The following is a 24,303-nucleotide window of genomic DNA, read 5'->3' on the forward strand; positions in this document are numbered from 1 at the left end:
GAGGATGGGTCCCGTGACGGACGAGCGCACGGAAGGGACTTACCACCCCAAGCCGGGCACACAGACGGTGGACCGGTCGGTGGCCGTGCTCCGCTCCTTCGAGGGCGCCGCCCGGCAGACCCCGACGGAGATCGCGCACCGGCTCGGGCTGTCGGTCAGCACCGCGCACCGCATCGTGCACGCGCTGCACGCCACCGGGATGCTGGCGCAGGATCCGGCGACCGAGCGGTACTTCCTCGGGCCCACCACCGCGATCCTCGGCCGGCTCGCGCTGGAGCGGATGGGCGCCACCCTGCTGCAGCCCGAGCTGACCGCGCTGCGGGACGGGACGGGCGAGGCGGTCAGCCTCGGCGTGCGCGCCGGCGACGAGGTCGCCGTGCTGATGCACCTGCCGTCGGTGCACCCGCTGCGCTACGACCAGCCGCCGGGCGACCGCAACCCGATCCACACGTGCGCGATGGGCAAGGCGCTGCTGGCCTACGACGACGACCCGGTCGCGATGGACGAGCCGTTCCCGCGCTACACGCCCGCCACCATCGTCGCCCGCGCGGACCTGGACGCCGACCTGGAACGGGTCCGCGAGCGCGGCTACTCGGTCAACGACGAGGAACGCCTGGCCGGCGTCCGCGCGGTGGCCGCGCCGGTCCGCGACGGCGGCGGGCGGGTGTTCGCGGCCCTGGCGCTGCAGGGCCCGTCGGTGCGGTTCGGCGACGACCGGCTGCCGGGCCTGACCGAGGCCGTCCGCGCCGCCGCGGGCCGCCTCACCGACCTGCACCGCCACCTGTCCTAGCCCGCCGGGGAGGGCGCGGAGGAGGCGGCCAGCTCGTCCAGCAGCGCCGCCACCGCCGGCGGGCGCGGGCCCGCCGGGACGATCGCGCTGATCGTGCGGCCGCCGACGTCCGGCACGTCGGGGACGGCGACGCCGGGCTCGGCGTGCAGGTCGAGCGCCAGCCCCGGCAGCGTCGTGACGGCCAGCCCCCGCGCGACGAGCCGCTGGATCGCGACATGATCCTCGGTGGCGAAGGCGATGTCGGGGGTGAACCCGGCCTTCTCGCACGCCCACCGCAGATGGTCGCGGCACCGCGCGCAGCCCGACGCCCACGTCTCGCCGGCCAGGTCCGCGAGCCGCGGCCGGCCGGACGAGGCGACCGGGTGCGCGGCGGGGACGAGCAGCCGCAGCGGGTCCTCGCGCAGCACGATCTCGCGGAACCGGGAGTCGGTCTCGGGCGGCCTGGACACGTGGCGGAACACCACCGCGATGTCGGTCTCCCCGGCGCGCAGCAAGGCCAGCGCCTCCGCCGGCTCGGCGTCCACCAGCGTGACCGACACGCCGGGCGCGCGGGCGCGCAGCCGGGCCAGCGCGTCGGGAAGCAGCCCGCCCGCGGCGGTGGGGAACACCGCGACCCGGACCCGGCCGGCGCGCAGCCCGGCGATCGCGGCGATCTGCTCCTCGGCGTCGTCCATGCGGGCCAGGACGTCCTCGACGTGCTCGACCAGGATCCGGCCCGCCTCGGTCAGCCGGACGCCGCGGCCGTGCCGGACCACCAGCGGGGTGCCGACCTCGGCCTCCAGCCGCGCGACGTGGTGGGAGACGGCGGGCTGGGTGTAGGCGAGGGACTTCGCGGCGGCGGTCATCGAGCCGAGCCTGGCCACCTCGCGCAGGATCCGGCCCCGGTGCAGGTCCAGCATCCCCGCAAGCTATCAACCGCACTGATGAGTGGCCAAGAAAACCGTACTTTGTGCTATGGGTCGTTCGTCGCCGACCATCAGTACATGAGCCTTTCCATCCAGGAGGCGCAGCGCGAGTTCACCGCCGGCGTCACCTACCTCAACACCGCCACCTACGGGCTGCCGCCGCGCGCCGCGCACGAGGCGATGCTGGCGACCGAGCGGGACCGCGCCGCCGGGCTGATGACCTCCGGCGCGTTCGACGAGGCGGTCACCAGGTGCCGGGAGGCGTTCGCGCGGCTGCTCGGCGTCCCCGCCGCCCGCGTCGCGTGCGGGCCGCAGGTGTCCTACTTCGTGGGGCTGGTCGCGGCGTCCCTGCCCGCCGGCGCCGAGGTCCTGGTCGCCGACGGGGACTTCACCTCGCTGCTGTTCCCGTTCGCGGCCCGCCCGGACCTGGCCGTCCGGTCCGTCCCGCTGGAGCGGATCGCCGAGGAGGTCCGCGCGGGCACGAGCGCGGTCGCGGTGTCGGCGGTGCAGTCCGCCGACGGCCGCGTCGCCCCCATGGACGACCTGATCGACGCCGCCCGCGGCCACGGCGCCCGGATCCTGCTGGACGCCACCCAGGCCGCCGGCTGGCTGCCGCTGCCCGCCGAGCGGGTCGACTGGCTCGTCGCCGGCGGCTACAAGTGGCTGCTCGGCCCGCGCGGCACCTGCTTCCTCACCGGCACCCGGGAGGCGCTGGACGACCTGCCCGCGGCCGGGGCCGGCTGGTACGCCGGCGCCGACATCTGGGACTCCATCTACGGGCTGCCGCTGCGGCTGGCCGCGGACGCGCGCCGCCTCGACCTGTCCCCGGCCTGGCAGTGCTGGGCCGGGCACGCCCCCGCCCTGGAACTGCTCGAACGCGTCGGGGTCGCCGCGATCCACGACCACGACGTGGGGCTGGCGCGCCGGTTCCGCGCCGGCCTCGGCCTGCCGCCGGGGGACTCGGCGATCGTGCCGGTGCCCGTCCCGGACGGCACCGCCGACATGCTGCGCCGCAACGGGGTGGTCGCCACCGTGCGCGCCGGGAGGCTGCGCTGCGCGTTCCACCTCACCACCACCAAGGCCGACGTCGACAAGGCCGTCGGCCTGCTCGCCCCGGTCGTCGGCGGGGCGGTCGCCTGACCGCGGCGGGGCCCGGGTGAAGTTCTTACAAGGTTCGAACAAGGTGCCTTGACGGGCCCCTTCGCGGCGCTGCGGGCGGGACCGGCGGCCTACGTTCATCCGCATGAACGTACTGCTCACCGGGTCGGCCGGATTCATCGGCTCGCACATCGCCGAGGCGCTGACCGCCGCGGGCCACCGCGTCCGCGGCCTCGACCTGCGGCCGGACGGGCTCGGCGGAGGGCCCGCCGACGTCCGCGACCCCGCCGAGGTCGCGCGGCGGCTGGAGGGCGTCGACGCCGTGTGCCACCAGGCCGCCAAGGTCGGCCTCGGCGTGGACGTCTCCGACCTGCCGGACTACACCTCGGTCAACGTCCAGGGCACCGCCGTCCTGCTGGCGGAGATGGCGCGCGCCGGCGTCGGCGTCCTGGTCCTGGCGTCCTCGATGGTGATCTACGGGGAGGGCGCCTACTCCTGCGACGTCCACGGCCCCGTCCGGCCCCGGCCCCGCCCCGAGGACGCGCTGCGCGCCGGGCGGTTCGAGCCCGGCTGCCCCGCGTGCGGGCGGCCGCTCGCGCCCGGCGCCGTCGGGGAGGAGGACCCGCCCGGCCCCCGCAACGTCTACGCCGACACCAAGCTCGCGCAGGAGCACCTCGCGGCGTCCTGGGCGCGCTCCACCGGCGGGTCCGTCGCGGCACTGCGCTACCACAACGTCTACGGGCCGCGGATGCCGCGCGACACCCCCTACGCCGGGGTCGCGGCGATCTTCCGGTCGCGGCTGATGCGCGGCGAGGAGCCGCTGGTGTTCGAGGACGGCGCGCAGCGGCGCGACTTCGTCCACGTCCGCGACGTCGCCCGCGCCAACGTGCTGGCGCTGGAGCGGGTCGCGGCCGGGCCGCCCGAGCCCGCCGGGCTGCGCGCCTACAACATCGCCAGCGGCGAGCCGCGCACCATCGGCGACATGGCGGACGCGCTCGCCGCCGTGTTCGGCGGCCCGCGGCCGCGGGTGACCGGCGGGTACCGGCTGGGGGACGTCCGCCACATCGTCGCCCGGCCCGACCGCGCCCGCCGCGAGCTGGGCTTCTCCCCGTCGGTGCCGTTCGCCGACGGCGTCGCCGAGTTCGCCCGGCGGCCCGTCACCAGTTCGTAAGGGTCATCCTCCCGTCACGGAAAGTAGCGTCAGAGCTGTGATCGATGTGGTTCTTCCCTGCCTCAACGAGGCCGAGGCGTTGCCCTGGGTGCTGACCCGGATGCCCGAGGGCTTCCGGGCCCTGGTGGTCGACAACGCCTCCACCGACGACTCCGCGCGCGTGGCCGCCGAGCACGGCGCCCGCGTCGTCCCGGCGCCGGCCCGCGGCTTCGGCGCCGCCTGCCACGCCGGGCTCCTGGCCGCCGAGACCGAGGTCGTGTGCGTCATGGACGCCGACGCCTCGCTCGACCCGGCCGAGCTGCCCCGGCTGACCGCCGCGCTCGGCGTGCTGGAGTCGGACGGCGGATCCGGGCTGGTGCTCGGGCGGCGGCGGCCGTCCGGGCGGGGCGCGTGGCCGCCGCACGCCCGGCTCGGCAACGCCGTCCTGGCCCGGTCGCTGAACCGGCGCGCCGGGACCCGGCTGCACGACCTCGGGCCGATGCGCGCCGCCCGCCGCGCGGATCTGCTGGCCCTCGGGCTGGAGGACCGCCGGTTCGGCTACCCCCTGGAGATGGTCCTGCGCGCCGCCCGCGCCGAATGGCGGATCGGGGAGATCGACGTCCCCTACCTGCCCCGCACCGGCGCCTCGAAGGTGACCGGGACGGTCGGCGGGACGGTCCGCGCCGTCCGCGACATGCGCCGCGTGCTGGCGGAGGTCGCGCCATGACGGGTACCGCGCAGGCCGACCTGATCGTCATCGCCAAGGAACCCGTCGCCGGGCGGGTCAAGACCCGCCTGACGCCCGCCTACACGCCCGCCGAGGCCGCCGCGCTGGCGCGGGCGGCCCTGCACGACACCCTCGCCGCGGTCGCCGCGGCCCCCGCCGCCCGCCGCACCCTCGCGCTCGCCGGGACGCCCGGCGCGTGGCTGCCGGACGGCTTCGCCGTCACCGCCCAGCGCGGCGCCGGCCTGGACGAGCGCCTGGCCGCCGCCTTCGACGACGCCTGGGACGGCCGGCCGATGGTGCTGATCGGCATGGACACCCCGCAGGTCACGCCCGCCGTGCTGGCCCGCGCCGCCCGGGAGCTGGGCCGCGGCGACGCGGTGTTCGGCCCCGCGGCCGACGGCGGGTTCTGGCTGCTCGGGCTGCGCCGCCCCGACGCGCGGCTGCTGCGCGGCGTCCCGATGTCGCGGCCCGACACCGGGGCGGTCCAGCTGGCGCGGCTGCGCGCGGCAGGGCTGCGGGTGGCGGCGCTGCCCGAGCTCACCGACGTCGACACCCCCGCCGACGCCGAGGCCGTCGCCGCGTCCGCGCCCGGGACCCGGTTCGCCGCCGCCGTCCGCGAGCTCGGGGTCAGGACCGTCCCGGCATGATCGGTGAGCTGTACGAGGAGGCGCTGCGCGGCAGCGCCCCGGTCGAGATCGAGCACGCCGACGGGCGCCGCCGCCCGCTGCCCCTCCAGGACTGGCTGGCGGTCCGCCCCGGCGACGGCGGCCTGCTGGACCGCTGCGCGGGCCCGACCCTCGACGTCGGCTCGGGGCCCGGCCGGCTGACGGTGGCGCTGGCGCGGCGCGGGCTCCCGGTGCTGGGCATCGACGTGGCCCCCTCCGCGGTCGCGCTGACGGTCGCGGCGGGCGGCCCGGCACTGTGCCGGGACGTCTTCGGCCGCGTCCCCGGCACCGGCCGCTGGGGCACCGTGCTGCTCGCCGACGGCAACATCGGGATCGGCGGCGACCCGGCCGCGCTGCTGCGCCGCGTCCTGGCGCTGCTGGCGCCCGGCGGGCAGGTGCTGATGGAGGTCGAGCCGCCCGGCGCCGGGTCGCGGGTGGAGCCGCTGCGGCTGCGCTCGCCCCGGTCGGTCGGCGAGTGGTTCGCCTGGGCGCACGTGTCCGCCGACGCCGCCGCGGGCCTGGCCGCGATGTGCGCCGCGACCGTCACCGAGTTCTGGGAGGAGGCGGGCCGATGGTTCGTCGCCCTGCGGTCGTGAGACCCGCGTTCGTGAAGCCCCCGGCGGTGCTGACGACGCTCTCGGGGCGGTTCACCAGCCGCCTGCACGACGAGCGCGTCGCGTCCTGGCTCGGCATCGCGCTCGGCGTCTGCATCCTGGTCTCGTTCGGGACCGGGCTGGTCAGCCACTTCATGCAGCAGCCCGCCGGGTGGATGCGCTGGCCGTCCCGGCCGGTGAACCTCTACCGGGTCACCCAGGGCGTGCACGTCATCGGCGGGGTGGCGACGGTGCCGCTGCTGCTGGCCAAGATGTGGACGGTCTACCCGAAGCTGTGGCAGTGGCCGCCGGCCCGCTCGGTCGTCCACGGGGTGCAGCGGCTGCTGGTGTTCGTGCTGGTCGGCGCGGCGCTGTTCCAGTTCGTCACCGGGGTGCTGAACATCGCCTATTGGTACCCGTTCCGGTTCTTCTTCACCACCGCGCACTACTGGACGGCCTACATCCTGGTCGGCGCGCTGGTCATCCACGTGACCGAGCGGTGGTCGAAGGTGCGCCGGACGGTGATGACCCGGCCGCAGGACTCGGTGGGCCGCCGCGGCTTCCTGCTCACCGTCGCCGGGGCGAGCGGTGTCATCGCCGCGACCACGGTGGGAGAGGCGTTCACCCCGCTGGCGCGGCTGGCGGTGCTGGCCCCCCGCCGTCCGGGCAACGGGCCGCAGGGCGTCCCGGTCAACAAGTCGGCCGCCGCGACCGGCGTCGGCCCGATGGCCCGCGACCCCGCCTGGCGGCTCACGGTGACCGGCCGCGTCGCCCGGGAGGTCAGCCTGTCCCTGGACGAGCTGCGCGCGCTGCCGCAGCACACCGCGCGGCTGCCCATCGCGTGCGTGGAGGGTTGGAGCGTGGAGGCGTCCTGGCGGGGCGTCCGGCTGCGGGACGTGCTGCGCATGGCCGGCGTCTCCGACGACGCGCAGGTGCGGGTCGAGTCGCTGGAGCGCTACGGGCTCTACCGCACCTCGCGGGTCGCCCCGCCGCACTGGCGCGACCCGCTGACCCTGCTGGCCCTCGGCCTCAACGGCGAGCCGCTCGCGCTCGACCACGGCTACCCCTGCCGCTTGATCGCGCCGAACCGGCCCGGGGTCATGCAGACCAAATGGGTGCACCGGCTGGTGGTCTCGTGAACGCGCGGACCGCCGCGCTGGCGGCGGCGTACACCGCTGGTCTGGCGCTCATCGCGCTCGGGCTCCGCGGGATCGTGATGGAGGTGCCGGTCGCCCGGTGGGCGGCGTGGTTCGCCGGGGCGGCGATCCTGCACGACGGGGTCCTGGTCCCGGCGGTGCTGGCGGCTGGGCTGGTCACCGGGCTCCTGCCCGCGCGGTTCCGGCGCGTCGTGCGGGCGGCGCTCGTCGTCGCCGCGTGCGTCACGGCGGTCGCGCTCCCGCTCGTGCTGGGGTACGGGCGCCGCGCCGAGGAGCCGTCCCGCCTGCCGCTGCCCTACGAGCGCAACCTCCTCATCGTGCTGGGCGCCATCGCCGCGGTGGCGGTCTGTACCGCAGTGGCGCGCGCCGTCATCGGGCGCCGCCGCCTCCGGGGCGGTGGAGCGACCCGCGCGCCCCGGCCATCTGCGAAGGGACCGAGCCGATGACCCTCACCGATGTCCGCAAGCGCCCGGCGGCGACCCTGTCCCCGAGACGGCGCGGATGGCCGGGGTGGATCGCCGTCGCCGTGTGGGCGTCCGGGATCGCGGCCGCGTTCGCGGTGGGCTGGTACCTGCGGCGCGCCGGGCTGGCGACCGAGGACCGGCTGCCCCCGCTGCACGCGCGGGCGCGGGGGTGGCCCCTGACCTGGCAGATGCTGCCCGCCGCCGCGGTCGCCGCCGCGGCGGTGGCGGCCCTGCCGGTGCTCGCGGCGCGGCTCCCGTGGCGGGCGCTGCCGTCGGTCGCCTGGGCGGGCGCCGCGCTGTGGACGGTCGCGCTGGCGGTCTCCGGCGGGTGGGGCGCGCCGGCGGCGCCCTTGGACGCGCCGACCGAGTATCCGGCGGGCCTGGCCCAGCTGCGGCCCGACCCGCTCCTGTGGCTGCAGACCTTCACCGAGCGGCTGGGCGGCTACACCACGCACGTGCGGGGGCATCCGCCGATGCCGATGCTGGTGCTGTGGGCGCTGGAGAAGGCCGGGTTCGGCGGCACGGGATGGGCGGCGGCGTTCATCATCGCGGCGGGGACGTCGGCGGTGGCCGCGATCGCGGTCACGGTGCGGTGCGTGGCTGGGGAGCAGGCGGCGCGGGCGGCGCTGCCGTTCCTGGTGCTGGCGCCGATGGCGGTGTGGGTCGCCACGTCGATGGACGCGTTCTTCCTGGCGGTGGGCGCGTGGGGCACGGCGCTGGCCGCGCTGGCCGCACGCCGGGCGGGGACGTGGGCGCTTGCCTGCGCCGTCGCGGGCGGGGTGCTGCTGGGGTGCCTGCCGTATCTGAGCTACGGCCTGCTGCCGCTGTTCGCGGTGCCGCTGGCGGTGCTGCTGCTCGCCCGTCCAAGGGTCCGGGTGCTCGTGGCGCTCGCCGCAGGCCTGGCGGTGGCGCCGGCCGCGTTCACGCTGCTGGGGTTCTGGTGGCCGGACGGTGTCCGCGCGACCCTGGACACCTACCTGGTCAGCCGCGGGTCGGCGCAGCGCTCCTACGCCTACTTCGCGGTCGCGAACCTGGCGGTGCTGGGCCTGCTCACCGGTCCCGCGGTCGCGCACGCCCTGCCCCGCGCGCTGGCGACGCTGTGGCGGGACGGCAGGTCGCGGACGTTGTCGCCCGCGGGTCCGGTGGCCGCGCTGGCCGGGGCGGCGCTGCTCGGCGTGCTCGCCCTGGACGCCTCCGGGGTCACCAAGGGCGAGGTCGAGCGGATCTGGCTGCCGTTCGCGGCATGGGCGATGGTCGCCGCGGCCCTGCACCGGTCCCGGCCGCGGGCGTGGCTGGCGGCGCAGGCGGCGACCGCGGTGGCCGTCCAGGCGCTCGTCCTGTCGCCCTGGTGAGCGGCGGGGGGCGGCGGGGCGGTCACATTTCGGCGGGCGCCGAAACGACCCCGGGTTAGCGTCCGGGGATGAGCGACTCCGAGCTGAAGGCGCAGCTGGCCGAGCGGTTCCGGGAGGTCAACGGCGACCATCCGATGACGCCCGAGGACGACGCCTACGTCACCGCGTGGTTCACCGAGCTGGAGGACCTGTGCGCCCGCACCGGCCGCGACGCCGGACGGGTCCGCCGCCTGATGCTGGACGGCGGGCTGCCCCTGCCCGGATACCTGCGCTCCGACGGCGCGGAGATGGTCCCGTCCGACCTGTTCGCCCTCGCCGACCGGGCCGGTGGCGTCGACGCGCTGGAGGAGTGGTTCCTGGCGCACTGGGACGACGAGGCCGCCGGCAAGGCGGAGTGGAACTCCTACCTGAGCGGCCAGTACGTGTGCCTGCGCTCGGTCACGCCCCAGACGATCCAGTACAAGGACGCCCTGGTCAGCGCGATCGATGCGGCGCCGGGGGAGCCGGACGCGGGGACGCCGGCCTGGACGCATCGGCTGCACGCCCTGATCGACGAGCTGGACGCGCTGGCGCCCCCGTTCACCGCCTACGACCGGCTGCGTTTCGGCGGGCCCGTCTCCCGCGACCGGTACATCGACGCGATGCGCGCCCGCTACCCCCGCGCCGCCTGACCCGGAGGACGGCTCACCAGGGGACGGTTCACCAGGGGACGGGGCCGTCGTCGTGGAAGAACCCGCCGGTCGGGCCGTCGTCGCCGAGGGTGGCGAGCCGGATCGCGATCGCGGCGCCCTGCTCGGCGGTCCGGTCGATGGTCCGGCCCGTCAGGCGGGCGAACTCCACTGTGAAGTCGGTCGCGCAGGCTCCGGGCGCGGCGGCGTTGACCAGGATGCCGGTGTCGCGCAGCCGCTTGGCGTACTGGATGGTGAGCATGTTCAGCGCCGCCTTGGACGCCGGGTAGGCGGCGGAGGCGGCGGCGTTCCAGAAGTAGTGGTCCGGGTCGGTCATCGCGGTCATCGACGAGGTGCCGCTGGAGATGTTGACGATGCGTCCGGCGGGCGAGCGGCGCAGCATCGGCAGCATCGCGTTGGTCACCCTGATCACGCCGTACAGGTTGGTGTCGAACACGCGGTGGACGGCGTCGAGGTCGGCCTCGTCGGGCAGGTGGTCGGCGCCGCCGGAGATGCCGGCGTTGTTGACCAGGACGTCCAGGCGCCCGGTGGTGTCGCCGACCCGCCGGGCCGCCGCCTGCACCGTGGCGGGATCGGTGACGTCCAGGGTGACGGCGCGGGCGTCGTGCCCGGCGTCGCGCAGCGACGCGGCGGCCTTCTCGCCCAGGCCCGGGTCGCGGGCGCCGATCAGGACGGTCATGCCGCGTGCGGCGAGCCCCGCGGCGATGGCGTACCCGATGCCCTTGTTCGCCCCGGTCACCAGGGCGGTCGTGGTGTCGTTCATGCCTTTCACCCCACCACCGGCGGGGCCGCGGGCTCCAACACCGATCGGCGCGCGATCAATACCCTGGGGGTATGGACGTGGTGGAGACGCGCGAGCTGACCTACTTTTTGGCGGTGGCGCGGGAGCTGCACTTCGGGCGGGCGGCCGAGCGGCTGGGCATCGCGCAGCCGCCGCTGTCGCGGGCGATCAGCCGGCTGGAGCGGCGGCTGGGGGTGACGCTGCTGGAGCGGACGAGCCGCCGGGTCGTGCTGACCCCGGCCGGGGAGACGCTGCTGGCGGAGGGGGCCGCCGCGCTGGAGGCGGTCGCGGCCGCCGTCCGCCGCACCCGCCGCGCCGGTGACACCGGGCCCCGGCTGGTCCTGGCGCTGAAGCCGGGCGGGGACGGCGGCGGGCTGCTCCCGGCGATCCTGGCCGCCTACGAGCGCGAGCCGGACGCGGTGCCGGTGGAGATGCTGCTCGGGTACGGGGCGGATCGGGCGGTGCGGGAGGGCCGCGCCGACGCCGCGCTGCTGTACACGCCGCGGCAGGACGTCACCGGACTGGCCACCGAGGACCTGCTGACGGAGCGGCAGGTCGCCGTCCTCCCGAGGAACCACCGGCTGGCGGGCCGCGCCGAGGTGGCGATGGCCGACCTGGAGGGCGAGGCCCGGCCGCACGCCCCGTACGGGACGGGACCGGGCGACGGCCCGGCGATCAGCGACGGCGGGCAGCTGATGCAGCTGATCGCGCTCGGCCGGGCGGTGGCGATCCTGCCGGCGTCGATGCGGGGGCTGCTGCGCGAGGACCTGACGGCGGTGCCGGTGCGGGACGCCGAGCCGACCACGCTGGTGCTGGCGTGGCCCGAGACGTCCCGGTCCCGGGCGCTGGCGGCGTTCGTCCGCGCGACGGCCGCCGTCGCGGCCGAGGTCACCGCCTCTCACCTGGGGTGATACGGCGGCGGAAAAACTTCTGAAGAAAAATCCGGCGGGATGTCGATCCGGCGGCCGGCCGCGCGACGCGTCAGTGAACGGCCGATGAGACACCGCACGGAAGGACCCCGATCATGAGCACCCAGACCCTCACCACCGCCCAGACCGGCACCGCCCAGACCGCTCCCGGCGAGCGCCGCACGCTCCGCAGGGTGCTGTGGGGCGCGCAGATCTTCATCGCCGCGTTCCTGCTGTTCGCGTCGGCGCTGCCGAAGTTCGCCGGGCAGGCCGAGGCCGTCCGGACCTTTGAGGAGATCGGCTGGGGCCAGTGGTTCCGGTACGTGACCGGCGCGGTCGAGGCCGCCGGCGCGATCGGGCTGGTGGTCCCGCGGCTGGCCGGGCTCGCCGCGGCCGGGCTGATCGGCCTGATGGCCGGTGCCGCGCTCACCCAGCTGCTGGTGCTGGAGCCGGCGTGGGCGCTGATGCCCGCCGGGCTCGCGGTCGTGTTCGCGGCCGTCGTCTGGGACCGCCGCGCCGAGTCCCGGGAGGTGCTGCGCTCGCTGAAGCGCTGACGGCGGGCCGGCGCGGGCGCGCACGGCTCCCGAACGGCGGACGGCCCGGCGGCCACCAGGCCCCGGGCCGTCCGCCGTTGCGCGGCGGCCTCAGCCGTCGCCGGGCAGGAGGGATCGGAGTTCGGCGCTGAGGGCCTCGGCGGCCTCGGGGCGGCCGTGGTAGGCGGCCGGGGTGGTCTGGAACAGCGCGACGCGCCACTCGCCCATGAGCTGGGACGCGGTGAGCGTCTGCACGCTGTTGGCCTCGGGGTCGATGTCGGAGGATCCGGGCGGGACCATGCCGGCGACGGCGCGCAGGACGGCGGCGCCGGGTCCGATCACCCGGACCTCGCGCACCCGGCCGATGTAGCGGGCGGTCCGGTGGTCGGCGAAGATCGCGTCGAGCTGGGCGGCGATGCGGTCCCGGCCAGAGTGCAGGGTGCCGTCGAACCCGATCGTCTCGCCGTCGTCGCGGAACGGAGCGGCGAACGCGGCGCCGTCCCGGGCGTTCCAGCCGTCCAGGATCCGCCGGTAGAGGGCGCGGACGGCGTCCAGGGCGCCGAGCCGTTCGGCGTAGCGGTCGTGGTGGACCTGCCAGCGGTCGGTGGTCCAGCCGGCCCAGTCGACGCGGGAGCCGTCCAGGGCCTCGGCGAGGTAGTCCAGGTGCAGGTGCCATCCGGCGAGCGTCTGGACGAGGTACTCGCCGGGTGGCTGGACGTCGCTGGTGAACACCAGGTGCGTCCCTTCGGGGGAGGGGGCCAGCTCCCAGCGCAGCCGGCCGTGGATGTCGGAGTCCAGCTCCAGCAGGCGGGGCGGGTCGAAGGCGGTGACGGTCCCGCGGGCGACGGTCTCGTCGGCGGCGTCGCCGGTGTTGAGCCACCGCAGCGCGAACTTGCCGCCCACGGCGGGTTCCAGGACGGCCTCGGCGAGCCAGGCCGACAGTTCGGCGGGGTCGGTGAGGGCGCGCCAGACCCGTTCGGGCGGGTGGCGCAGGCGGCGCTCGAAGCGCAGCAGGGTCCGCCCGTCCCTCTGGGTGGCCGTGCCGTCGGGGTGCTGCTCGCCGGTGCTCATCTCGCCTGCCTCCTCGGTCGCGTTCTGCCCGGACGTGCGGCGGGCCACGCGCCGCGCGCCGCCGCCTCCGAACATAACCCCTTTCGCATATAACTTTCAAGGCATATACGGTGGAGAGGTCAGGCGGGCGGCCAGGTGATGAGCGTGTGTCCCCAGGTCAGGCCGGCGCCGAAGCCGGCGAGCAGCACCAGGTCGCCGGGCCCGATCCGGGACGTGCGGACGGCCCTGTCGAGGGCGAAGGGGATGCTGGCGGCGCCGATGTTGCCGACGTCGTGCCCGACGATCGCCAGCTGCCGCGGTTCCAGGCCTGCGTCCGGGGCGAGCGAGGCGACCAGCCGCGGGTTGGGCTGGTGCGGCACCACCAGGGCCAGGTCGGCGGGCTTGATCCCGGCGCCCTCGGTCGCTTCGGCCACCAGCCGCGGGAAGATCGCGGTGATGAAGTCGCGGACGGCGCGGCCGTCCATGTGGATGGTGTGGCCGAGCGCGGCGAGGGTCTCGGGGCTGGCGGGCAGCCGGCTGCCGCCCGCGGGGATCAGCACGTCCTCGGCGCCGGAGCCGTCCGAGCCGAGGGTGATCGGGCCGATCCCGTACGGCGCCGGGGCGGGCCCGACGACCGCGGCGGCGGCGCCGTCGCCGAACAGCGCGGCGGTGGCGCGGTCGGCGCGGTTGAGGAACCGCGAGTACACCTCGACGCCGACGACCAGCGCGTACGGGGCGGAGCCGCGCTGGGTGGCCAGCCAGCCGATCGCGGTCTGCAGCCCGAAGACGAACCCGCTGCAGGCGGCGGAGATGTCGAACGCGGCGGCGTTGCGGGCGCCGAGCGCGACCTGCACGCGGCAGGCGGTGGAGGGGGCGATGACGTCGGGGGTGGAGGTGCCGACCACCAGCAGCCCGATGCCGGCGGCGTCCAGCCCGGCGGCGCGCAGCGCCCGGTCCGCGGCGGCGGCGGCCAGGTCGGAGGCGGCCTCGCCGGGCGCGGCGACGTGCCGGCGCGCGATCCCGGTGCGCCGCTCGATCCACGACGGGTCCAGGCCCAGCGCGCGGGACAGCTCGTCGCTGGCCACGTACTCGCGGGGCAGGTGGGCGCCGGTCCCGCGGATCGCCCATCCGCGGCCGGCGTCCGCGTCGTGCCCGCCCGGCCGGGTCCGTCCGGGCGCGTCCGGCACTGTCATGCGCGCACTCCCCCCTGCTCACAGCACTGACGGTTGTCAGCCCCATCCCATGAGTGAATAATCCCATTTCAGGGTTTATGTTCCATATCTGTCTATAACGCAGCATTTAGTCGAATAGAGACGTGAGCCTTCCTTCCAGGTAAGGAGACCCCGCGTGCCGTCCCCCCGAGTCAGCCCGGCCGAGGAGCTCAAACCCGACGACGTCTGCGCCTTCCTTTTCCCAGGTACCGGCTCCGCCGGCGTCCCCGACCTGGCGGGCCTCGCCGCCACCGGACCCGCCGCCGCACGCGCCGTCACCGACGTCCTGGACGCCGTCCAGGAGGGCCTGCCGCGCACCGGATGGCCGTCATTGCGGTCGATCCTGCTGGTGGATCCGCGCGGGTACCGGGCCGCGGCCCGCACTCCCGGCGTCGCCCAGCTCGCCTCCTACGCCGCGTCCGTCGCCGCGGACCGGGCGCTGCGCGCGCACGGCGTCCACCCCCGGTTCGCGGTCGGGCAGAGCTTCGGGGAGATCGCCGCGCTGGTGTGCGCGGGCGCGTTCTCGATCGCCGACGGCGCCCGCATGGCGGTCGCGGCGGTCGGCGTGCTGGCCCGGCGCGGCCGGGGCGGCGGCATGGGGCTGCTGGAGGCCGGTGAGGACGCCACCCGGGCGTGCATCGAGGCCGCCGGCGCCCCGGAGGTGGTCGTCGCCTGCCTGAACGCCCCGGAGGTCACGGTCGTGTCCGGACCCGACGGGCCACTGGACACCGTCCTGGACGCCGCACGCGGCCGGGGCGTCAACGCCGTGCGCCTCGCCGTCCCCTACCTGTCGCACCATCCCTCGATGGCCGGCGCCGACGACGAGTGGTACGCGATGATCCGCGACTTCCCGCAGCGGCCCCTGGAGCTGCCGGTGCACTCACCGGTCCGGGGCCGCGCCTACCACGACGGCGACGACCTGCACCGCGCCATGGCCGACTGCATCGTCCGGCCCGTCCGGCTGCCGGAGGCGCTGCGCGCCGTGCACGCGGCGGGCGCGACCGTGTTCACCGAGGCCGGCGCGGGCAACGCGCTGTGCCAGTGCGCGCGGCTGACCCTCCCGGGGGTGCGGACCCTGGCGCCGCTGCGCGACCGCCCCCGCCACGGGCTCACCGGCAAGGCCGCCTCCGGCGTGGCCCCCTCTCGCGACCGGGAGGACGGCTCATGAGCACCGCCGCCGATCTGCTCGGGTTCGTGCGCGGCACGTCCCTGGACGCCAAGGCGCGAGCCAGGGTGCGGGAGGCCGTCCCGGAGGAGTTCTTCACCGTCCCCGGCGGGCTCACCGCCCGCGACCGGCAGGCGCTCACCTACGAGCGGCTGCGCCGGGCCGGGCTCGCCGCACCGCCCGCGGGCGAGCTGCTGGCCGACCCGCCGGCGCTGTGCGCGCTGCTGGAGCGCGCCGCGATCGCCGACCCGCCGCTGTTCCACCTGATGCTGCTGCACTACACCCTCGCGCTCGGCCCGGTCCTGCGGTTCGGCGCGGACCAGGACGGGACGCGGGCGGTCCGCGACTCCCTGGAGTCGATGGCGTCGTTCGGCACCCTGCTGATGACCGAGGTGGGGCGCAGCAACAGCCACCTGTCGCCGCGGACCGTCGCCCGCCACGACCCGGCCACCGGAGGGTTCGTGCTGAGCACCCCGGACGGCCAGGCGGCCAAGTTCCCCACCAACACCGCCCATCCGGACGTCCCCAAGACCGCCGCCGTCTACGCCACCCTCGTCCACGGCGGCGAGGAACGCGGCGTGTTCGTGTTCGCGGTGCCGCTGCGGGGCCCGGACGGCTCGGTCCCGCCCGGCGTCCGGATCGTCGCGGCACCGGAGACGACCGGGCTGCAGATCGACTACGCCGCCGTCCTGCTCGACGACCTGCGCGTCCCCGGCGAGGCGTGGTTGCGCGACGGCGCCCGCATCGAGGCGGACGGGACCTTCCACGACCCCGCCGGGACCGCGGCGGCGCGGCTGACCCGCTCGATGGGGATCGCGCCGCCGGTGTGGCGGGCGGTCGTCTCCGCCTCCGCCGCGATCACCCGGGCGTCGGCGGGGATGCTGCTGGCCCATTCGGCGGGCCGCACGACGCTCGGGCGGCTGGCGCCGCGCCGTCCGCTGACCGACTACCGCAACCAGCAGGAGGCGGTGCTGGGCGCGCTGGCCTCGGCCTACGCCCTCACCGCCGTCGCCGCGCACGTCACCGCCCCCCGGCCCGCCGCCGCCGCGGACGCCCCGGCCGGTCCGGCGACCGCGTGGGCGCCCTGGTCGGCGGTCGACCGCGACCTGGCGCTGCTGAAGGCCGCCGCGACCGTCCAGGCGCAGGAGACGGTGTCGGCCTGCCGCGTGCACAGCGGCGCGCCCGGGTTCGCCGCGGTCGAGCGCCTCAACGCCTACCGGGGCCTGGCGCACGCCTACCAGAACGCCGGCGGCGACAACGAGCTGATCCTCTACGACACCGCCCGCGCGATGGCCGACCTGGACCGCTACGTCCCGCCCGAACCCGAGGCCGGGCCGCCCGACGACGGCGACCTGGAGTCCCCGCGCGTCTGGCTGTTCCTGGCCCGCGCCACCGAGCGCAGGATGCGCGACCGGCTCGCCGCCCGGGTGAACGACGCCCTGCAAAGCGGCGAGGACGCCTTCACCGCATGGAACGGCAACCTCGTCCTGGCCGCGCGGACCGCCACCGCCTGCGCCGACCGCATCGTCCTGGAGATCCTGGCCTCCGCCCTGGAGAGCGGGCCGCGCGCCCTCGGTCCCGTCCTGCGGCTGCACGCCCTCGACCGGCTGGAGCACCGCGCCGCCGACCTGCTCAACGAGGGCGTCGTGCCGCCCGGCATGCTCGACGAGCTGTGGGCGGCACGACGCCGGACCTGCGACGAACTGGCCCCCGGCGCCCAGGATCTGGCCGCCGCGCTCGACCTGCCCGCCCCGGTCACCGCACCCGCCTCCTTCCTCGCCTGAGCACCCGGCCGCGGCGGGGCGAACCGGCACGCCACGCCCCGAATTCGCCAAGGAGCAAGGGGAACCAGCGGAGAGTGGCTACCGTTCTGGTAAGACAGACTGCACGCGGGTGCCCTTCACCCGCTGGCCGATACGGAGGTAGACAGTGGGAGTCAGTCTGAGCAAGGGCGGCAACGTCTCGCTGACCAAGGAGGCCCCCGGACTGACCGCCGTCGTGGTTGGTCTGGGCTGGGACGTTCGGACCACGACCGGAACCGATTTCGACCTGGACGCCAGCGCCCTGCTGTGCTCGGCGGAGAACAAGGTCCTCTCGGACCAGCACTTCGTGTTCTTCAACAACCTCAAGAGCCCGGACGGCTCGGTCGAGCACACCGGCGACAACCTCACCGGCGAGGGCGAGGGCGACGACGAGCAGATCAAGGTGAACCTCGCCTCGGTCCCCGCCGAGATCACCAAGATCGTCTTCCCGGTGTCGATCTACGACGCCGACACCCGCCAGCAGAACTTCGGCCAGGTCCGCAACGCGTTCATCCGCGTGGTGAACCAGGCCGACAACGGCGAGATCGCGCGCTACGACCTGTCGGAGGACGCCTCGACCGAGACCGCGATGGTGTTCGGCGAGCTGTACCGCAACGGCGCCGAGTGGAAGTTCCGCGCGGTGGGGCAGGGCTATGCCTCGGGCCTGTCGGGCATCGCGTCCGACTTCGGGGTGAACGTCTGAGCGTCCGCCGCATGTGACGGGGGCGTCCCGGGTGTCCGGGGCGCCCCGTCGCGTTCTCCGGTGTCGCGTTCTCCGGCGGTGCCGCGTTGCAGGTGGGGTGCCAGCGGGTCCAGCCGCGCGGCCTCCGCGGCGCGGGTGCCGGGCCCGGGGGCAGGCGGGCCGCCGGCCAGGCCTGGACCGCGGGGATGAGGAGCCGGAACCGTTCGGGGGCGCAGTGGGTGGCGCCGCGCACGAGCCACACGGCCGTGCCCGGGATCTCCGCCAGGCCGGTGGTGTCGCCGTCCGGGACGGTGACGAGCTCCCGGCGGAACCGGGCGCGGAAGCCCGGCGCCGCCTCCAGGTAGCACTCCAGTTGCCGCCGGTGCGCGTCGCGGCGGGCCGGGGTGGCCGGGCAGGGGAAACGGGCGGCGCCCCAGCACAGCGAGGCCGCCAGCGGCCCGTGCTCGCGGGCGGCCCGTTCGGCCTCGGCGGCCCAGACCGGCACCCAGCCCCTGGCGTGCGAGCGCCGCCCGCCGTCCCGCAACACGTCCCGCAACACCTGACATCTTGCGGCGGGCGGGCTAGGCGGCGGGGACGACGGCCATGGCCTCGATCTCCACGAGCAGGTCGTCGCGGACCAGGCGGGACACCTCCACCAGCGACGCGGCCGGGGACACGCCCTCGGGGACGAACTCGGCGCGCACCGCCCGCACGACGCCGACGCCGCCCGCGTCCCGCAGGAAGTACCCGAGCCGCACGACGTGCTCCCAGCGGGCGCCGGCCGCGGTCAGCGCGGCCTCCAGGTTGGCGAACACCTGCCGGGTCTGGGCCTCCAGGTCGCCGGGGCCGACGAGGTTCCCGGCGGCGTCCAGGGCGATCTGCCCGCTGAGCACGACCAGGCGGCCGGGGACGTCGACGGACACGGCGTGGCTGTAGCCGGGGCCGGGCACCAGGCCGGGCGCGTCGATCTGCCGGATGCCGGTGCGCGGATCGTGGTCGCTCACAAGATCACGATACGCGGCGTCCGGTGGTGGCGGTGCCGCCGGGTCAGCCGAGCAGTTCCTCCCGCAGCCGCGTCTTGAGGATCTTCCCGCCGGGGTTGCGGGGCAGGCCCTCGTCGCGGAACCAGAAGTGCACCGGCACCTTGAACGCGGCGATCCGGCCGCGCAGGAAGTCCTGGATCTCCTCCTCGCCCGCCGCGGCGCCGGGGCGCAGCACGACCACCGCGCCGACCTCCTCGCCGAGGACCTGGTGGGGGACGCCGATGACCGCGCAGTCGGCGATCGCGGGATGCTCGTACAGGGCGGCCTCGACCTCGGCGCAGTAGATGTTCTCGCCGCCGCGGATGAGCATGTCCTTGGCGCGGTCGACGATGTAGACGAACCCGTCCTCGTCCAGGCGGGCCAGGTCGCCGCTGTAGAACCAGCCGTCCACGAACGCCCGCGCGGTCGCCTCGGGCTTGTTCCAGTAGCCCTTGATGATGTTGGGTCCCTTGATGAGCAGCTCGCCGACCTCGCCGGGCGGCAGCTCCTCCCCGGCGGGGTCGACGACCTTGACGTCGCAGACGGCGACGGGCGGGCCGACGCTCTCGGGCCGCTCCAGGTAGTTCACCCCGCCGTTGTAGGTGGTGACCGAGGAGGTCTCGGTGAGCCCGTATCCGTTGCCGGGCATCCGCTCGGGCAGCCGCTCCTTGATCTTCTCGACGAGGGCGGGCGCGGCGGGCGCGCCGCCGTAGCTGACGCCGGTGAGGCTGGAGGTGTCGTACTCGCCGAAGTCGGGGGAGGTGAGCACCTGCCAGGCCATGGTGGGCACGCCGCCGAACCCGGTGACCTTCTCCCGCTCGATCAGCTCCAGCGCCTGCCGGACGTCCCATTTGTACATCAGCACCACGGTGCCGCCCTGCAGGGCGCTGGCGACCAGCACCGAGTGGCAGCCGGTGGCGTGGAAGAACGGGACGCTCAGCAGCGTCACCCGCGGCTGCGGCGCGGCCAGCTCCTCGACCGTCCGGCCGGCGCGGACCCCGGCCGACATGATCCCGTAGGCGAGGCTGACGGGGTTGGTGGCGATGTTGCGGTGCGTGCCGAGGGCGCCCTTGGGCCGGCCGGTGGTGCCGGAGGTGTAGAAGATGGTGGCCTCGTCCTCGGGGTCGAGCGCCACCTGCGGCAGCGAGGCCGCGGCCGGGTCGCCGGTGTCGCCGAGGGCGTCCTCGAACGCCTCGGCGCCGTCGGGCGGCGGCCCGTCCGGGCGGGCGACCAGGCACGGGACGTCGAGCTTCGGCAGCACCCCGGCCAGGCGCTCGGCGCGCTCGGCGTCGGCGATGAGGACCTTGGCGCCGCTGTCGGCCAGCCCGTACTCCAGCTCCCCGGCGCTCCACCAGGCGTTCAGCGGCACCACCACCGCGCCCGCTGCGGCGGCGCCGAAGAACGCCACCGACCATTCGGGGTAGTTGCGCATGGCGATCGCGACCCGGTCGCCCTTGGCGATCCCGTACCGCTCGATGAGCCGGCGCGCGAACGCCGCCGCCCGCGCGTAGTGGACGGCGAACGTGAGCCGGTCGCCGCCGTAGACCAGGTAGTCCTTGTCGCCGTGCGCGCGGGAGATCTCCAGGATGTCGCGCAGGGTGACGGGGGCGTTCTTCCAGACGCGGGTCCGCACGCCGCGTATCTCGGTCTCGGCCATCTCGAACAGCTGCCCGGGGGCGGTCATCGCCGCCCGGACCTCGGCGATGGCGGGCAGCCCGCCGCCGTCCTGCCCGGTGCCCTGCGCGTTCCGGTCCTCCACGTCACGGTCCTGCACGTCGCGCCTCCCGCGGGGTCACGGCGCGCCGCCGCGCGGGCCTCTCCGCCGAACACGGTTCGGTGCGCCGTGCTCGAAATCTATGATCCACATCACGCGCGGGTCAACGCCCCCGCCGCCGCGGGCGGATTCGCCCGGATGGTCCGTCGGATGATCCCTGCCTGCGACAATGGGGGCATGACCGAGCGCAAGCCGATCGAGTACTGGCTGTCGGACATGGACGGGGTGCTGGTCCACGAGGGCCGTCCCGTCCCCGGCGCGGAGGAGTTCATCCGCCGCCTGGCCGCCTCCGGAAAACCGTTCCTCGTCCTGACCAACAACTCGATCTACACCCGCCGGGACCTGTCGGCCCGCCTGGCCGCGGCGGGGCTCGTCGTCCCGGCCGAGTCGATCTGGACGTCGGCGCTGGCCACCGCCCGGTTCCTGGCCGACCAGCGGCCCGAGGGGTCGGCGTACGTGATCGGGGAGGCGGGGCTGACGACCGCGCTGCACGAGGCGGACTTCGTCCTCACCGACATCGATCCCGACTACGTGGTGCTGGGGGAGACCCGCACCTACAGCTTCTCCCAGATCACCCGCGCGATCCGGCTGATCGAGAAGGGCGCCCGGTTCGTGGCGACCAACCCCGACCCGATCGGCCCGTCCCCGGAGGGGTCGCTGCCGGCGTGCGGCGCGGTCGCCGCGATGATCACCCGCGCGACGGGCGTGGAGCCCTACTTCGTCGGCAAGCCGAACCCGCTGATGATGCGGACGGCGATCAACGTCGTCGGCGGGCACAGCGAGAGCACCGCCATGATCGGCGACCGGATGGACACCGACATCGTCGCGGGCATCGAGGCCGGGCTGGAGACGATCCTGGTGCTGACCGGGGTGACCGGCAAGGACGAGATCGCGCGGTTCCCGTTCCGGCCGCACCGCGTCGTGGCGTCCATCGCCGACCTGATCGAGCTGGTCTGACCGGCGGCGGCCGGGCCCGCCCGCGGGCCGGGTCTGTCAGCCGGGGACGGCGACGGCTCCGAGGGCGGTCATGAGGCCGAGCGCGTCCGACACGACCCAGTACTCGGCGAACCGGCCGTCCTCGGCGCGGAAGATGTCCTGGCCGCTGAAGGAGACGGGCGTGCCGGGCTCGGCGGTGGCGCCGGGGATGCCGCCGCGGTAGGAGCCGTGGAAGCTCCATCCGGCGGCGACCATCCCGTCGCCGACGACCGGGCCGACGTCCAGGGTGGTGCGCACGCCGGTGAAGTAGGCGTGGGAGCGGCGGACCTGCTCGGCCGCCTCGGCGGGGCCGTGCACCTCCAGGTTCGGCCAGTGGCCGGTGAAGCCGGGGGTGAGGATCTCGGCGGCGACGGCGTGGTCGCCGCCCCACACCTCGAACAGCCACCTGCGGTAGAGGGCGTCCAGTGCGTCGTCCATGCCCCGGGTGCTGCTCGCGGGCCCGCCCGGCCAAACGTAGAATCGGGGTCGACCATGCGCATGATCAGGCAGGGCGGGTCGCGCGAGCTGGAGATCCGCAGGTCGCGGTTCGTCTGCACGCTCGCCCGCGCGGCCGACAAGGCCGAGGCGGCGGCGTTCGTGGCCGCGCACCGGCGGGCGCACCGCGACGCCACCCACAACTGCACCGCCTACGTCGTGGGCGAGCACGGTGAGATCACCAGGAGCAGCGACGACGGGGAGCCGGCCGGGACCGCGGGCGTCCCGATGCTGGAGGTGCTGACCCGGCGCGGGCTGACCGGCACGGTCGCCGTCGTCACCCGCTACTTCGGCGGGGTGAAGCTCGGCGCGGGCGGCCTGGTCCGCGCCTACAGCCAGGCCGTCGCCGACACCATCGACGCCGTCGGGGTGGTGGAGCTGCGCCCGGTGGTGACGGTCACCGTGGGGGTGGAGCACGCGCTGGCGGGACGGTTCCTGGGCGATCTGCACTCTAGTGGGCACCAGCCCGCCGGCGTCCGCTACGGGGCGGGCGTGGAGGCCGACGTGGCGGTGCCCGTGCCCGAGCTGGAGGCGTTCGAGGCGTGGGCCGCGCAGGTGACGGCCGGGCGCGCGTCGGTCCGGCGGGGCGCGCCCGGCCACGTCGAGGTCCCGGTGCCGTGACCCGCGGCCGGCCGGGCGCCTCACCGGGCGCCTGATCGGGCGACCCGGCAGCTCCCATCAGGCGGCGAGGAAGTCGGCCAGGACGGGCGCGAGAACGGCGGGCGCGACGTCGTGGGTCTGCCCGTCCAGGGTGCGGTGCGACCCGGCGGGCAGGAGCGCGGCGGCGCGGCGGGCGGTGTCGCGCATCCAGTCGGGGCTCTCGCCCCCGTCCAGCACCAGTGCCGGGACGGTGACCCGGGCGAGCAGGTCCTCGGGGAGCTTGGCGCCGGTGGCGGCGTCGTCCATGACGGCGGAGTCGTAGGCGAGGGTGGGCGCGAGCGCCTCCAGCGCGGGCCACATCGGCGCGTGCCGCATCTGCCCGACCATCTCCGCGGGCATGCCGACGTTGGTCATGAACAGCGCGAGCGCGTCGCCGCGGCGGTCGTCGGCGAGCAGGCCGGTCAGCTCGGTGTGGTAGGCCCTGGCCCGGGTGAGGTGGTCGTCGTGCGCCGGGTTGAACGGCGGCTCGAACAGCGCGAGCCGGGTGATGGGCAGGCCGTGCGCGGCGGCGCGCAGGGCCAGGACGGCGCCCGAGGACATCCCGTAAACCGCGGCGGACCCGCCGGCGGCCTCGATGACGGCGGCCAGGTCCTCGATCTCGCGTTCGACGGCGTAGGGCGGGGTGTCGCCGCTGTCGCCGCGGCCGCGGCGGTCGTAGGTGAGGACGGTGTGGACCGGGGCCAGCAGCTCGGCGAGCGCGGCGCCCGATCCGCGGTCGTTGAGGGCTCCGCCGACATGGACGACGGCGGGGCCGGTTCCGGTCCGGTCGATGGCGATGCGGGTGCCGTCTTTGGAGTGCACGGTTTCCATGGGGGGTTCCTTCCCAGGTCGCGGCGGTCTTGGCGCGGCGTTCCACGTGCGGCGGCTCCCCAGTATCCGGTCCGGGTCCGACAGGGAGACAGGCTGTCTCCCGCACGGGGCATGGTGTCGCTTCAGGGGACGGTGGTGTAGCCTTCCCGGCGATGAGCAGGAGCACGGTCATCCGCGACCACGTCAGGGCGGGGATACTCGAGGTCGCGGCCGGCGTGCTGGCCGAGCGCGGCGAGTCGGCGAGCATGACCGACATCGCCAAGGCCGCCGGCGTCGCGCGGGCGACGCTCTACCGCTACTTCCCCAGCCGCGAGGCGCTCCTGTACGCCCTCTACGAGGCCGCCCTGACCGACCTCACGGACCGGCTGGAGGACGCCCGCCTGGACGCGGTCCCGATCGAGGAGGCCGTCGCCCGGATGACGCGCGCGACGATCGCCGCGACCAGCAGGTACCGGGCCCTCGGCCTGTTCGAGAAGAGCCCGGCCGAGGCGCGCCGCGTCGAACGCCAGCTCGCCGGCCCGCTCCGCGCGGTGTTCGAGCGCGGCGCCAAGGGCGGCTGCTTCCGCGGCGACCTGCCCGTCCACACCCTGGCCGAGCTGTACTTCAGCCTGCTGGAGGGCGTGGTCTCGCGCGTCATCCGCCACCGCCTGGGCGTGGAGGAGGCCAGCGCCGCCGTCACCACCGTCTTCCTGTCCGGTGCCCTGGCCCCGCCGCCCGACGGTCCAGCCCGCCGATACTGAACCGGTCTCGTCGCCGTCGCCGGGGAAAAGCGGTCATGTCCTGACCGCTTCGCCTGCCAGCGTTGCGGTATGACGATCCACGACGATGACGTGATGGCCTCGGGC

General features: G+C 75.6%; 26 protein-coding genes. 18 read left to right on the forward strand and 8 right to left on the reverse strand.

What is annotated here, in order from left to right:
• Positions 1-13: 13 nt before the first annotated feature.
• The gene (locus K8Z49_RS05670; protein ID WP_021597668.1) at positions 14-790 is read left to right on the forward strand and encodes an IclR family transcriptional regulator; all 777 of its coding nucleotides are present in this window, start codon (positions 14-16) and stop codon (positions 788-790) included.
• On the opposite strand, the gene K8Z49_RS05675 is transcribed toward K8Z49_RS05670, so the two are convergent.
• On the reverse strand, positions 787-1,689 hold the full coding sequence (locus tag K8Z49_RS05675) for a LysR family transcriptional regulator (protein WP_024936235.1): 903 nt from the start codon (positions 1,687-1,689) through the stop codon (positions 787-789). The two genes, K8Z49_RS05670 and K8Z49_RS05675, sit on opposite strands and share 4 nt — an antisense overlap.
• Positions 1,690-1,773: 84 nt before the next feature.
• On the opposite strand from K8Z49_RS05675, the gene K8Z49_RS05680 reads away from it, so the two are divergent.
• The 9 genes from K8Z49_RS05680 (at position 1,774) to K8Z49_RS05720 (ending at position 9,572) form a co-directional block, all read left to right on the forward strand.
• Complete coding sequence (locus tag K8Z49_RS05680; RefSeq protein WP_412517773.1) at positions 1,774-2,835, forward strand: aminotransferase class V-fold PLP-dependent enzyme; 1,062 nt, start codon at positions 1,774-1,776, stop codon at positions 2,833-2,835.
• A 103-nt stretch (positions 2,836-2,938) separates the two neighbouring features.
• Positions 2,939-3,964 carry an NAD-dependent epimerase/dehydratase family protein gene (locus tag K8Z49_RS05685; RefSeq protein WP_412517774.1) on the forward strand — a complete coding sequence of 342 codons (1,026 nt, stop codon included), beginning with the start codon at positions 2,939-2,941 and terminating at the stop codon, positions 3,962-3,964.
• 37 nt (positions 3,965-4,001) lie between these two features.
• Positions 4,002-4,670 (forward strand): glycosyltransferase family 2 protein, encoded by a 669-nt coding sequence (locus K8Z49_RS05690; RefSeq protein WP_412517775.1) that lies wholly within the window; start codon positions 4,002-4,004, stop codon positions 4,668-4,670.
• Positions 4,667-5,317 carry a TIGR04282 family arsenosugar biosynthesis glycosyltransferase gene (locus tag K8Z49_RS05695; RefSeq protein WP_412517776.1) on the forward strand — a complete coding sequence of 217 codons (651 nt, stop codon included), beginning with the start codon at positions 4,667-4,669 and terminating at the stop codon, positions 5,315-5,317. Before K8Z49_RS05690 ends, K8Z49_RS05695 begins: the two co-directional genes overlap by 4 nt.
• Positions 5,314-5,931 (forward strand): methyltransferase domain-containing protein, encoded by a 618-nt coding sequence (locus K8Z49_RS05700; RefSeq protein ID WP_024936688.1) that lies wholly within the window; start codon positions 5,314-5,316, stop codon positions 5,929-5,931. Before K8Z49_RS05695 ends, K8Z49_RS05700 begins: the two co-directional genes overlap by 4 nt.
• Positions 5,928-7,067: a molybdopterin-dependent oxidoreductase gene (locus K8Z49_RS05705; protein WP_021600398.1), complete on the forward strand. Its 1,140-nt coding sequence runs from the start codon at positions 5,928-5,930 to the stop codon at positions 7,065-7,067. The genes K8Z49_RS05700 and K8Z49_RS05705 overlap by 4 nt, the downstream gene beginning before the upstream one ends.
• Positions 7,064-7,531: a hypothetical protein gene (locus K8Z49_RS05710; protein WP_218163747.1), complete on the forward strand. Its 468-nt coding sequence runs from the start codon at positions 7,064-7,066 to the stop codon at positions 7,529-7,531. Before K8Z49_RS05705 ends, K8Z49_RS05710 begins: the two co-directional genes overlap by 4 nt.
• Positions 7,528-8,901 (forward strand): hypothetical protein, encoded by a 1,374-nt coding sequence (locus K8Z49_RS05715; RefSeq protein WP_075022362.1) that lies wholly within the window; start codon positions 7,528-7,530, stop codon positions 8,899-8,901. Before K8Z49_RS05710 ends, K8Z49_RS05715 begins: the two co-directional genes overlap by 4 nt.
• A 68-nt stretch (positions 8,902-8,969) precedes the next feature.
• A complete protein-coding gene (locus K8Z49_RS05720; RefSeq protein ID WP_412517777.1) occupies positions 8,970-9,572 on the forward strand; it encodes a DUF6058 family natural product biosynthesis protein in 603 nt (200 codons plus the stop codon).
• A gap of 28 nt (positions 9,573-9,600) precedes the next feature.
• On the opposite strand, the gene K8Z49_RS05725 is transcribed toward K8Z49_RS05720, so the two are convergent.
• Positions 9,601-10,353, reverse strand: a complete 753-nt coding sequence (locus K8Z49_RS05725) for an SDR family oxidoreductase (protein ID WP_021599427.1) — start codon at positions 10,351-10,353, stop codon at positions 9,601-9,603.
• Positions 10,354-10,424: 71 nt separating this feature from the next.
• Between K8Z49_RS05725 and K8Z49_RS05730 the strand changes: the two genes are divergently transcribed.
• Both K8Z49_RS05730 and K8Z49_RS05735 read left to right on the forward strand, forming a co-directional pair.
• Complete coding sequence (locus tag K8Z49_RS05730; RefSeq protein ID WP_181663457.1) at positions 10,425-11,282, forward strand: LysR family transcriptional regulator; 858 nt, start codon at positions 10,425-10,427, stop codon at positions 11,280-11,282.
• A 113-nt stretch (positions 11,283-11,395) separates the two neighbouring features.
• Complete coding sequence (locus K8Z49_RS05735) at positions 11,396-11,833, forward strand: DoxX family protein (RefSeq protein WP_021599429.1); 438 nt, start codon at positions 11,396-11,398, stop codon at positions 11,831-11,833.
• 90 nt (positions 11,834-11,923) lie between these two features.
• On the opposite strand, the gene K8Z49_RS05740 is transcribed toward K8Z49_RS05735, so the two are convergent.
• Both K8Z49_RS05740 and K8Z49_RS05745 read right to left on the reverse strand, forming a co-directional pair.
• Entirely contained in the window at positions 11,924-12,958 is a 1,035-nt protein-coding gene (locus K8Z49_RS05740) for an SgcJ/EcaC family oxidoreductase (protein WP_412517778.1), read from the reverse strand.
• A 44-nt stretch (positions 12,959-13,002) separates the two neighbouring features.
• Complete coding sequence (locus tag K8Z49_RS05745; RefSeq protein WP_083597879.1) at positions 13,003-14,055, reverse strand: 3-oxoacyl-ACP synthase III family protein; 1,053 nt, start codon at positions 14,053-14,055, stop codon at positions 13,003-13,005.
• 154 nt (positions 14,056-14,209) lie between these two features.
• Between K8Z49_RS05745 and K8Z49_RS05750 the strand changes: the two genes are divergently transcribed.
• From K8Z49_RS05750 to K8Z49_RS05760, 3 genes are all read left to right on the forward strand, one after another.
• Positions 14,210-15,241, forward strand: coding sequence for an ACP S-malonyltransferase (locus K8Z49_RS05750; RefSeq protein ID WP_412517779.1), 1,032 nt, complete (start codon positions 14,210-14,212; stop codon positions 15,239-15,241).
• Positions 15,238-17,022, forward strand: coding sequence for an acyl-CoA dehydrogenase (locus K8Z49_RS05755; protein ID WP_075022366.1), 1,785 nt, complete (start codon positions 15,238-15,240; stop codon positions 17,020-17,022). Before K8Z49_RS05750 ends, K8Z49_RS05755 begins: the two co-directional genes overlap by 4 nt.
• 145 nt (positions 17,023-17,167) lie before the next feature.
• The gene (locus tag K8Z49_RS05760; protein WP_021599372.1) at positions 17,168-17,743 is read left to right on the forward strand and encodes a TerD family protein; all 576 of its coding nucleotides are present in this window, start codon (positions 17,168-17,170) and stop codon (positions 17,741-17,743) included.
• A gap of 560 nt (positions 17,744-18,303) precedes the next feature.
• Here K8Z49_RS05760 and K8Z49_RS05765 read toward each other — a convergent pair.
• Both K8Z49_RS05765 and K8Z49_RS05770 read right to left on the reverse strand, forming a co-directional pair.
• On the reverse strand, positions 18,304-18,726 hold the full coding sequence (locus K8Z49_RS05765) for a RidA family protein (protein WP_021599374.1): 423 nt from the start codon (positions 18,724-18,726) through the stop codon (positions 18,304-18,306).
• A 43-nt stretch (positions 18,727-18,769) separates the two neighbouring features.
• Positions 18,770-20,518, reverse strand: a complete 1,749-nt coding sequence (locus K8Z49_RS05770) for a class I adenylate-forming enzyme family protein (RefSeq protein ID WP_412517780.1) — start codon at positions 20,516-20,518, stop codon at positions 18,770-18,772.
• A gap of 177 nt (positions 20,519-20,695) precedes the next feature.
• Between K8Z49_RS05770 and K8Z49_RS05775 the strand changes: the two genes are divergently transcribed.
• Positions 20,696-21,475 (forward strand): HAD-IIA family hydrolase, encoded by a 780-nt coding sequence (locus K8Z49_RS05775; protein ID WP_021599376.1) that lies wholly within the window; start codon positions 20,696-20,698, stop codon positions 21,473-21,475.
• Positions 21,476-21,511: 36 nt separating this feature from the next.
• Here the strand turns inward: K8Z49_RS05775 and K8Z49_RS05780 are convergent, their stop codons facing one another.
• Positions 21,512-21,931, reverse strand: a complete 420-nt coding sequence (locus K8Z49_RS05780; protein ID WP_021599377.1) for an ester cyclase — start codon at positions 21,929-21,931, stop codon at positions 21,512-21,514.
• Positions 21,932-21,985: 54 nt separating this feature from the next.
• On the opposite strand from K8Z49_RS05780, the gene K8Z49_RS05785 reads away from it, so the two are divergent.
• Positions 21,986-22,609 (forward strand): IMPACT family protein, encoded by a 624-nt coding sequence (locus tag K8Z49_RS05785; protein ID WP_412517781.1) that lies wholly within the window; start codon positions 21,986-21,988, stop codon positions 22,607-22,609.
• Between the two features lie 57 nt (positions 22,610-22,666).
• Here the strand turns inward: K8Z49_RS05785 and K8Z49_RS05790 are convergent, their stop codons facing one another.
• Positions 22,667-23,458, reverse strand: coding sequence for an alpha/beta fold hydrolase (locus K8Z49_RS05790; RefSeq protein ID WP_024936695.1), 792 nt, complete (start codon positions 23,456-23,458; stop codon positions 22,667-22,669).
• 152 nt (positions 23,459-23,610) lie between these two features.
• On the opposite strand from K8Z49_RS05790, the gene K8Z49_RS05795 reads away from it, so the two are divergent.
• Positions 23,611-24,198 (forward strand): TetR/AcrR family transcriptional regulator, encoded by a 588-nt coding sequence (locus K8Z49_RS05795; protein WP_021600173.1) that lies wholly within the window; start codon positions 23,611-23,613, stop codon positions 24,196-24,198.
• Positions 24,199-24,303 lie beyond the last annotated feature (105 nt).

The sequence above is a fragment of the Actinomadura madurae genome (assembly GCF_047130825.1).
Classification (GTDB): Bacteria; Actinomycetota; Actinomycetes; order Streptosporangiales; family Streptosporangiaceae; genus Spirillospora; species Spirillospora madurae.

Bases quoted from the DNA above. Each gene is read 5' to 3' on its own strand.
- K8Z49_RS05745 (WP_083597879.1), bottom strand. From the start codon at position 14,055: ATGACAGTGCCGGACGCGCCCGGACGGACCCGGCCGGGCGGGCACGAC.
- K8Z49_RS05740 (WP_412517778.1), bottom strand. From the start codon at position 12,958: ATGTTCGGAGGCGGCGGCGCGCGGCGCGTGGCCCGCCGCACGTCCGGG.
- K8Z49_RS05680 (WP_412517773.1), top strand. From the start codon at position 1,774: ATGAGCCTTTCCATCCAGGAGGCGCAGCGCGAGTTCACCGCCGGCGTC.
- K8Z49_RS05735 (WP_021599429.1), top strand. From the start codon at position 11,396: ATGAGCACCCAGACCCTCACCACCGCCCAGACCGGCACCGCCCAGACC.
- K8Z49_RS05685 (WP_412517774.1), top strand. From the start codon at position 2,939: ATGAACGTACTGCTCACCGGGTCGGCCGGATTCATCGGCTCGCACATC.
- K8Z49_RS05720 (WP_412517777.1), top strand. From the start codon at position 8,970: ATGAGCGACTCCGAGCTGAAGGCGCAGCTGGCCGAGCGGTTCCGGGAG.
- K8Z49_RS05700 (WP_024936688.1), top strand. From the start codon at position 5,314: ATGATCGGTGAGCTGTACGAGGAGGCGCTGCGCGGCAGCGCCCCGGTC.
- K8Z49_RS05755 (WP_075022366.1), top strand. From the start codon at position 15,238: ATGAGCACCGCCGCCGATCTGCTCGGGTTCGTGCGCGGCACGTCCCTG.
- K8Z49_RS05775 (WP_021599376.1), top strand. From the start codon at position 20,696: ATGACCGAGCGCAAGCCGATCGAGTACTGGCTGTCGGACATGGACGGG.
- K8Z49_RS05675 (WP_024936235.1), bottom strand. From the start codon at position 1,689: ATGCTGGACCTGCACCGGGGCCGGATCCTGCGCGAGGTGGCCAGGCTC.
- K8Z49_RS05790 (WP_024936695.1), bottom strand. From the start codon at position 23,458: ATGGAAACCGTGCACTCCAAAGACGGCACCCGCATCGCCATCGACCGG.
- K8Z49_RS05715 (WP_075022362.1), top strand. From the start codon at position 7,528: ATGACCCTCACCGATGTCCGCAAGCGCCCGGCGGCGACCCTGTCCCCG.
- K8Z49_RS05785 (WP_412517781.1), top strand. From the start codon at position 21,986: ATGCGCATGATCAGGCAGGGCGGGTCGCGCGAGCTGGAGATCCGCAGG.
- K8Z49_RS05795 (WP_021600173.1), top strand. From the start codon at position 23,611: ATGAGCAGGAGCACGGTCATCCGCGACCACGTCAGGGCGGGGATACTC.
- K8Z49_RS05695 (WP_412517776.1), top strand. From the start codon at position 4,667: ATGACGGGTACCGCGCAGGCCGACCTGATCGTCATCGCCAAGGAACCC.
- K8Z49_RS05725 (WP_021599427.1), bottom strand. From the start codon at position 10,353: ATGAACGACACCACGACCGCCCTGGTGACCGGGGCGAACAAGGGCATC.
- K8Z49_RS05730 (WP_181663457.1), top strand. From the start codon at position 10,425: ATGGACGTGGTGGAGACGCGCGAGCTGACCTACTTTTTGGCGGTGGCG.
- K8Z49_RS05780 (WP_021599377.1), bottom strand. From the start codon at position 21,931: ATGGACGACGCACTGGACGCCCTCTACCGCAGGTGGCTGTTCGAGGTG.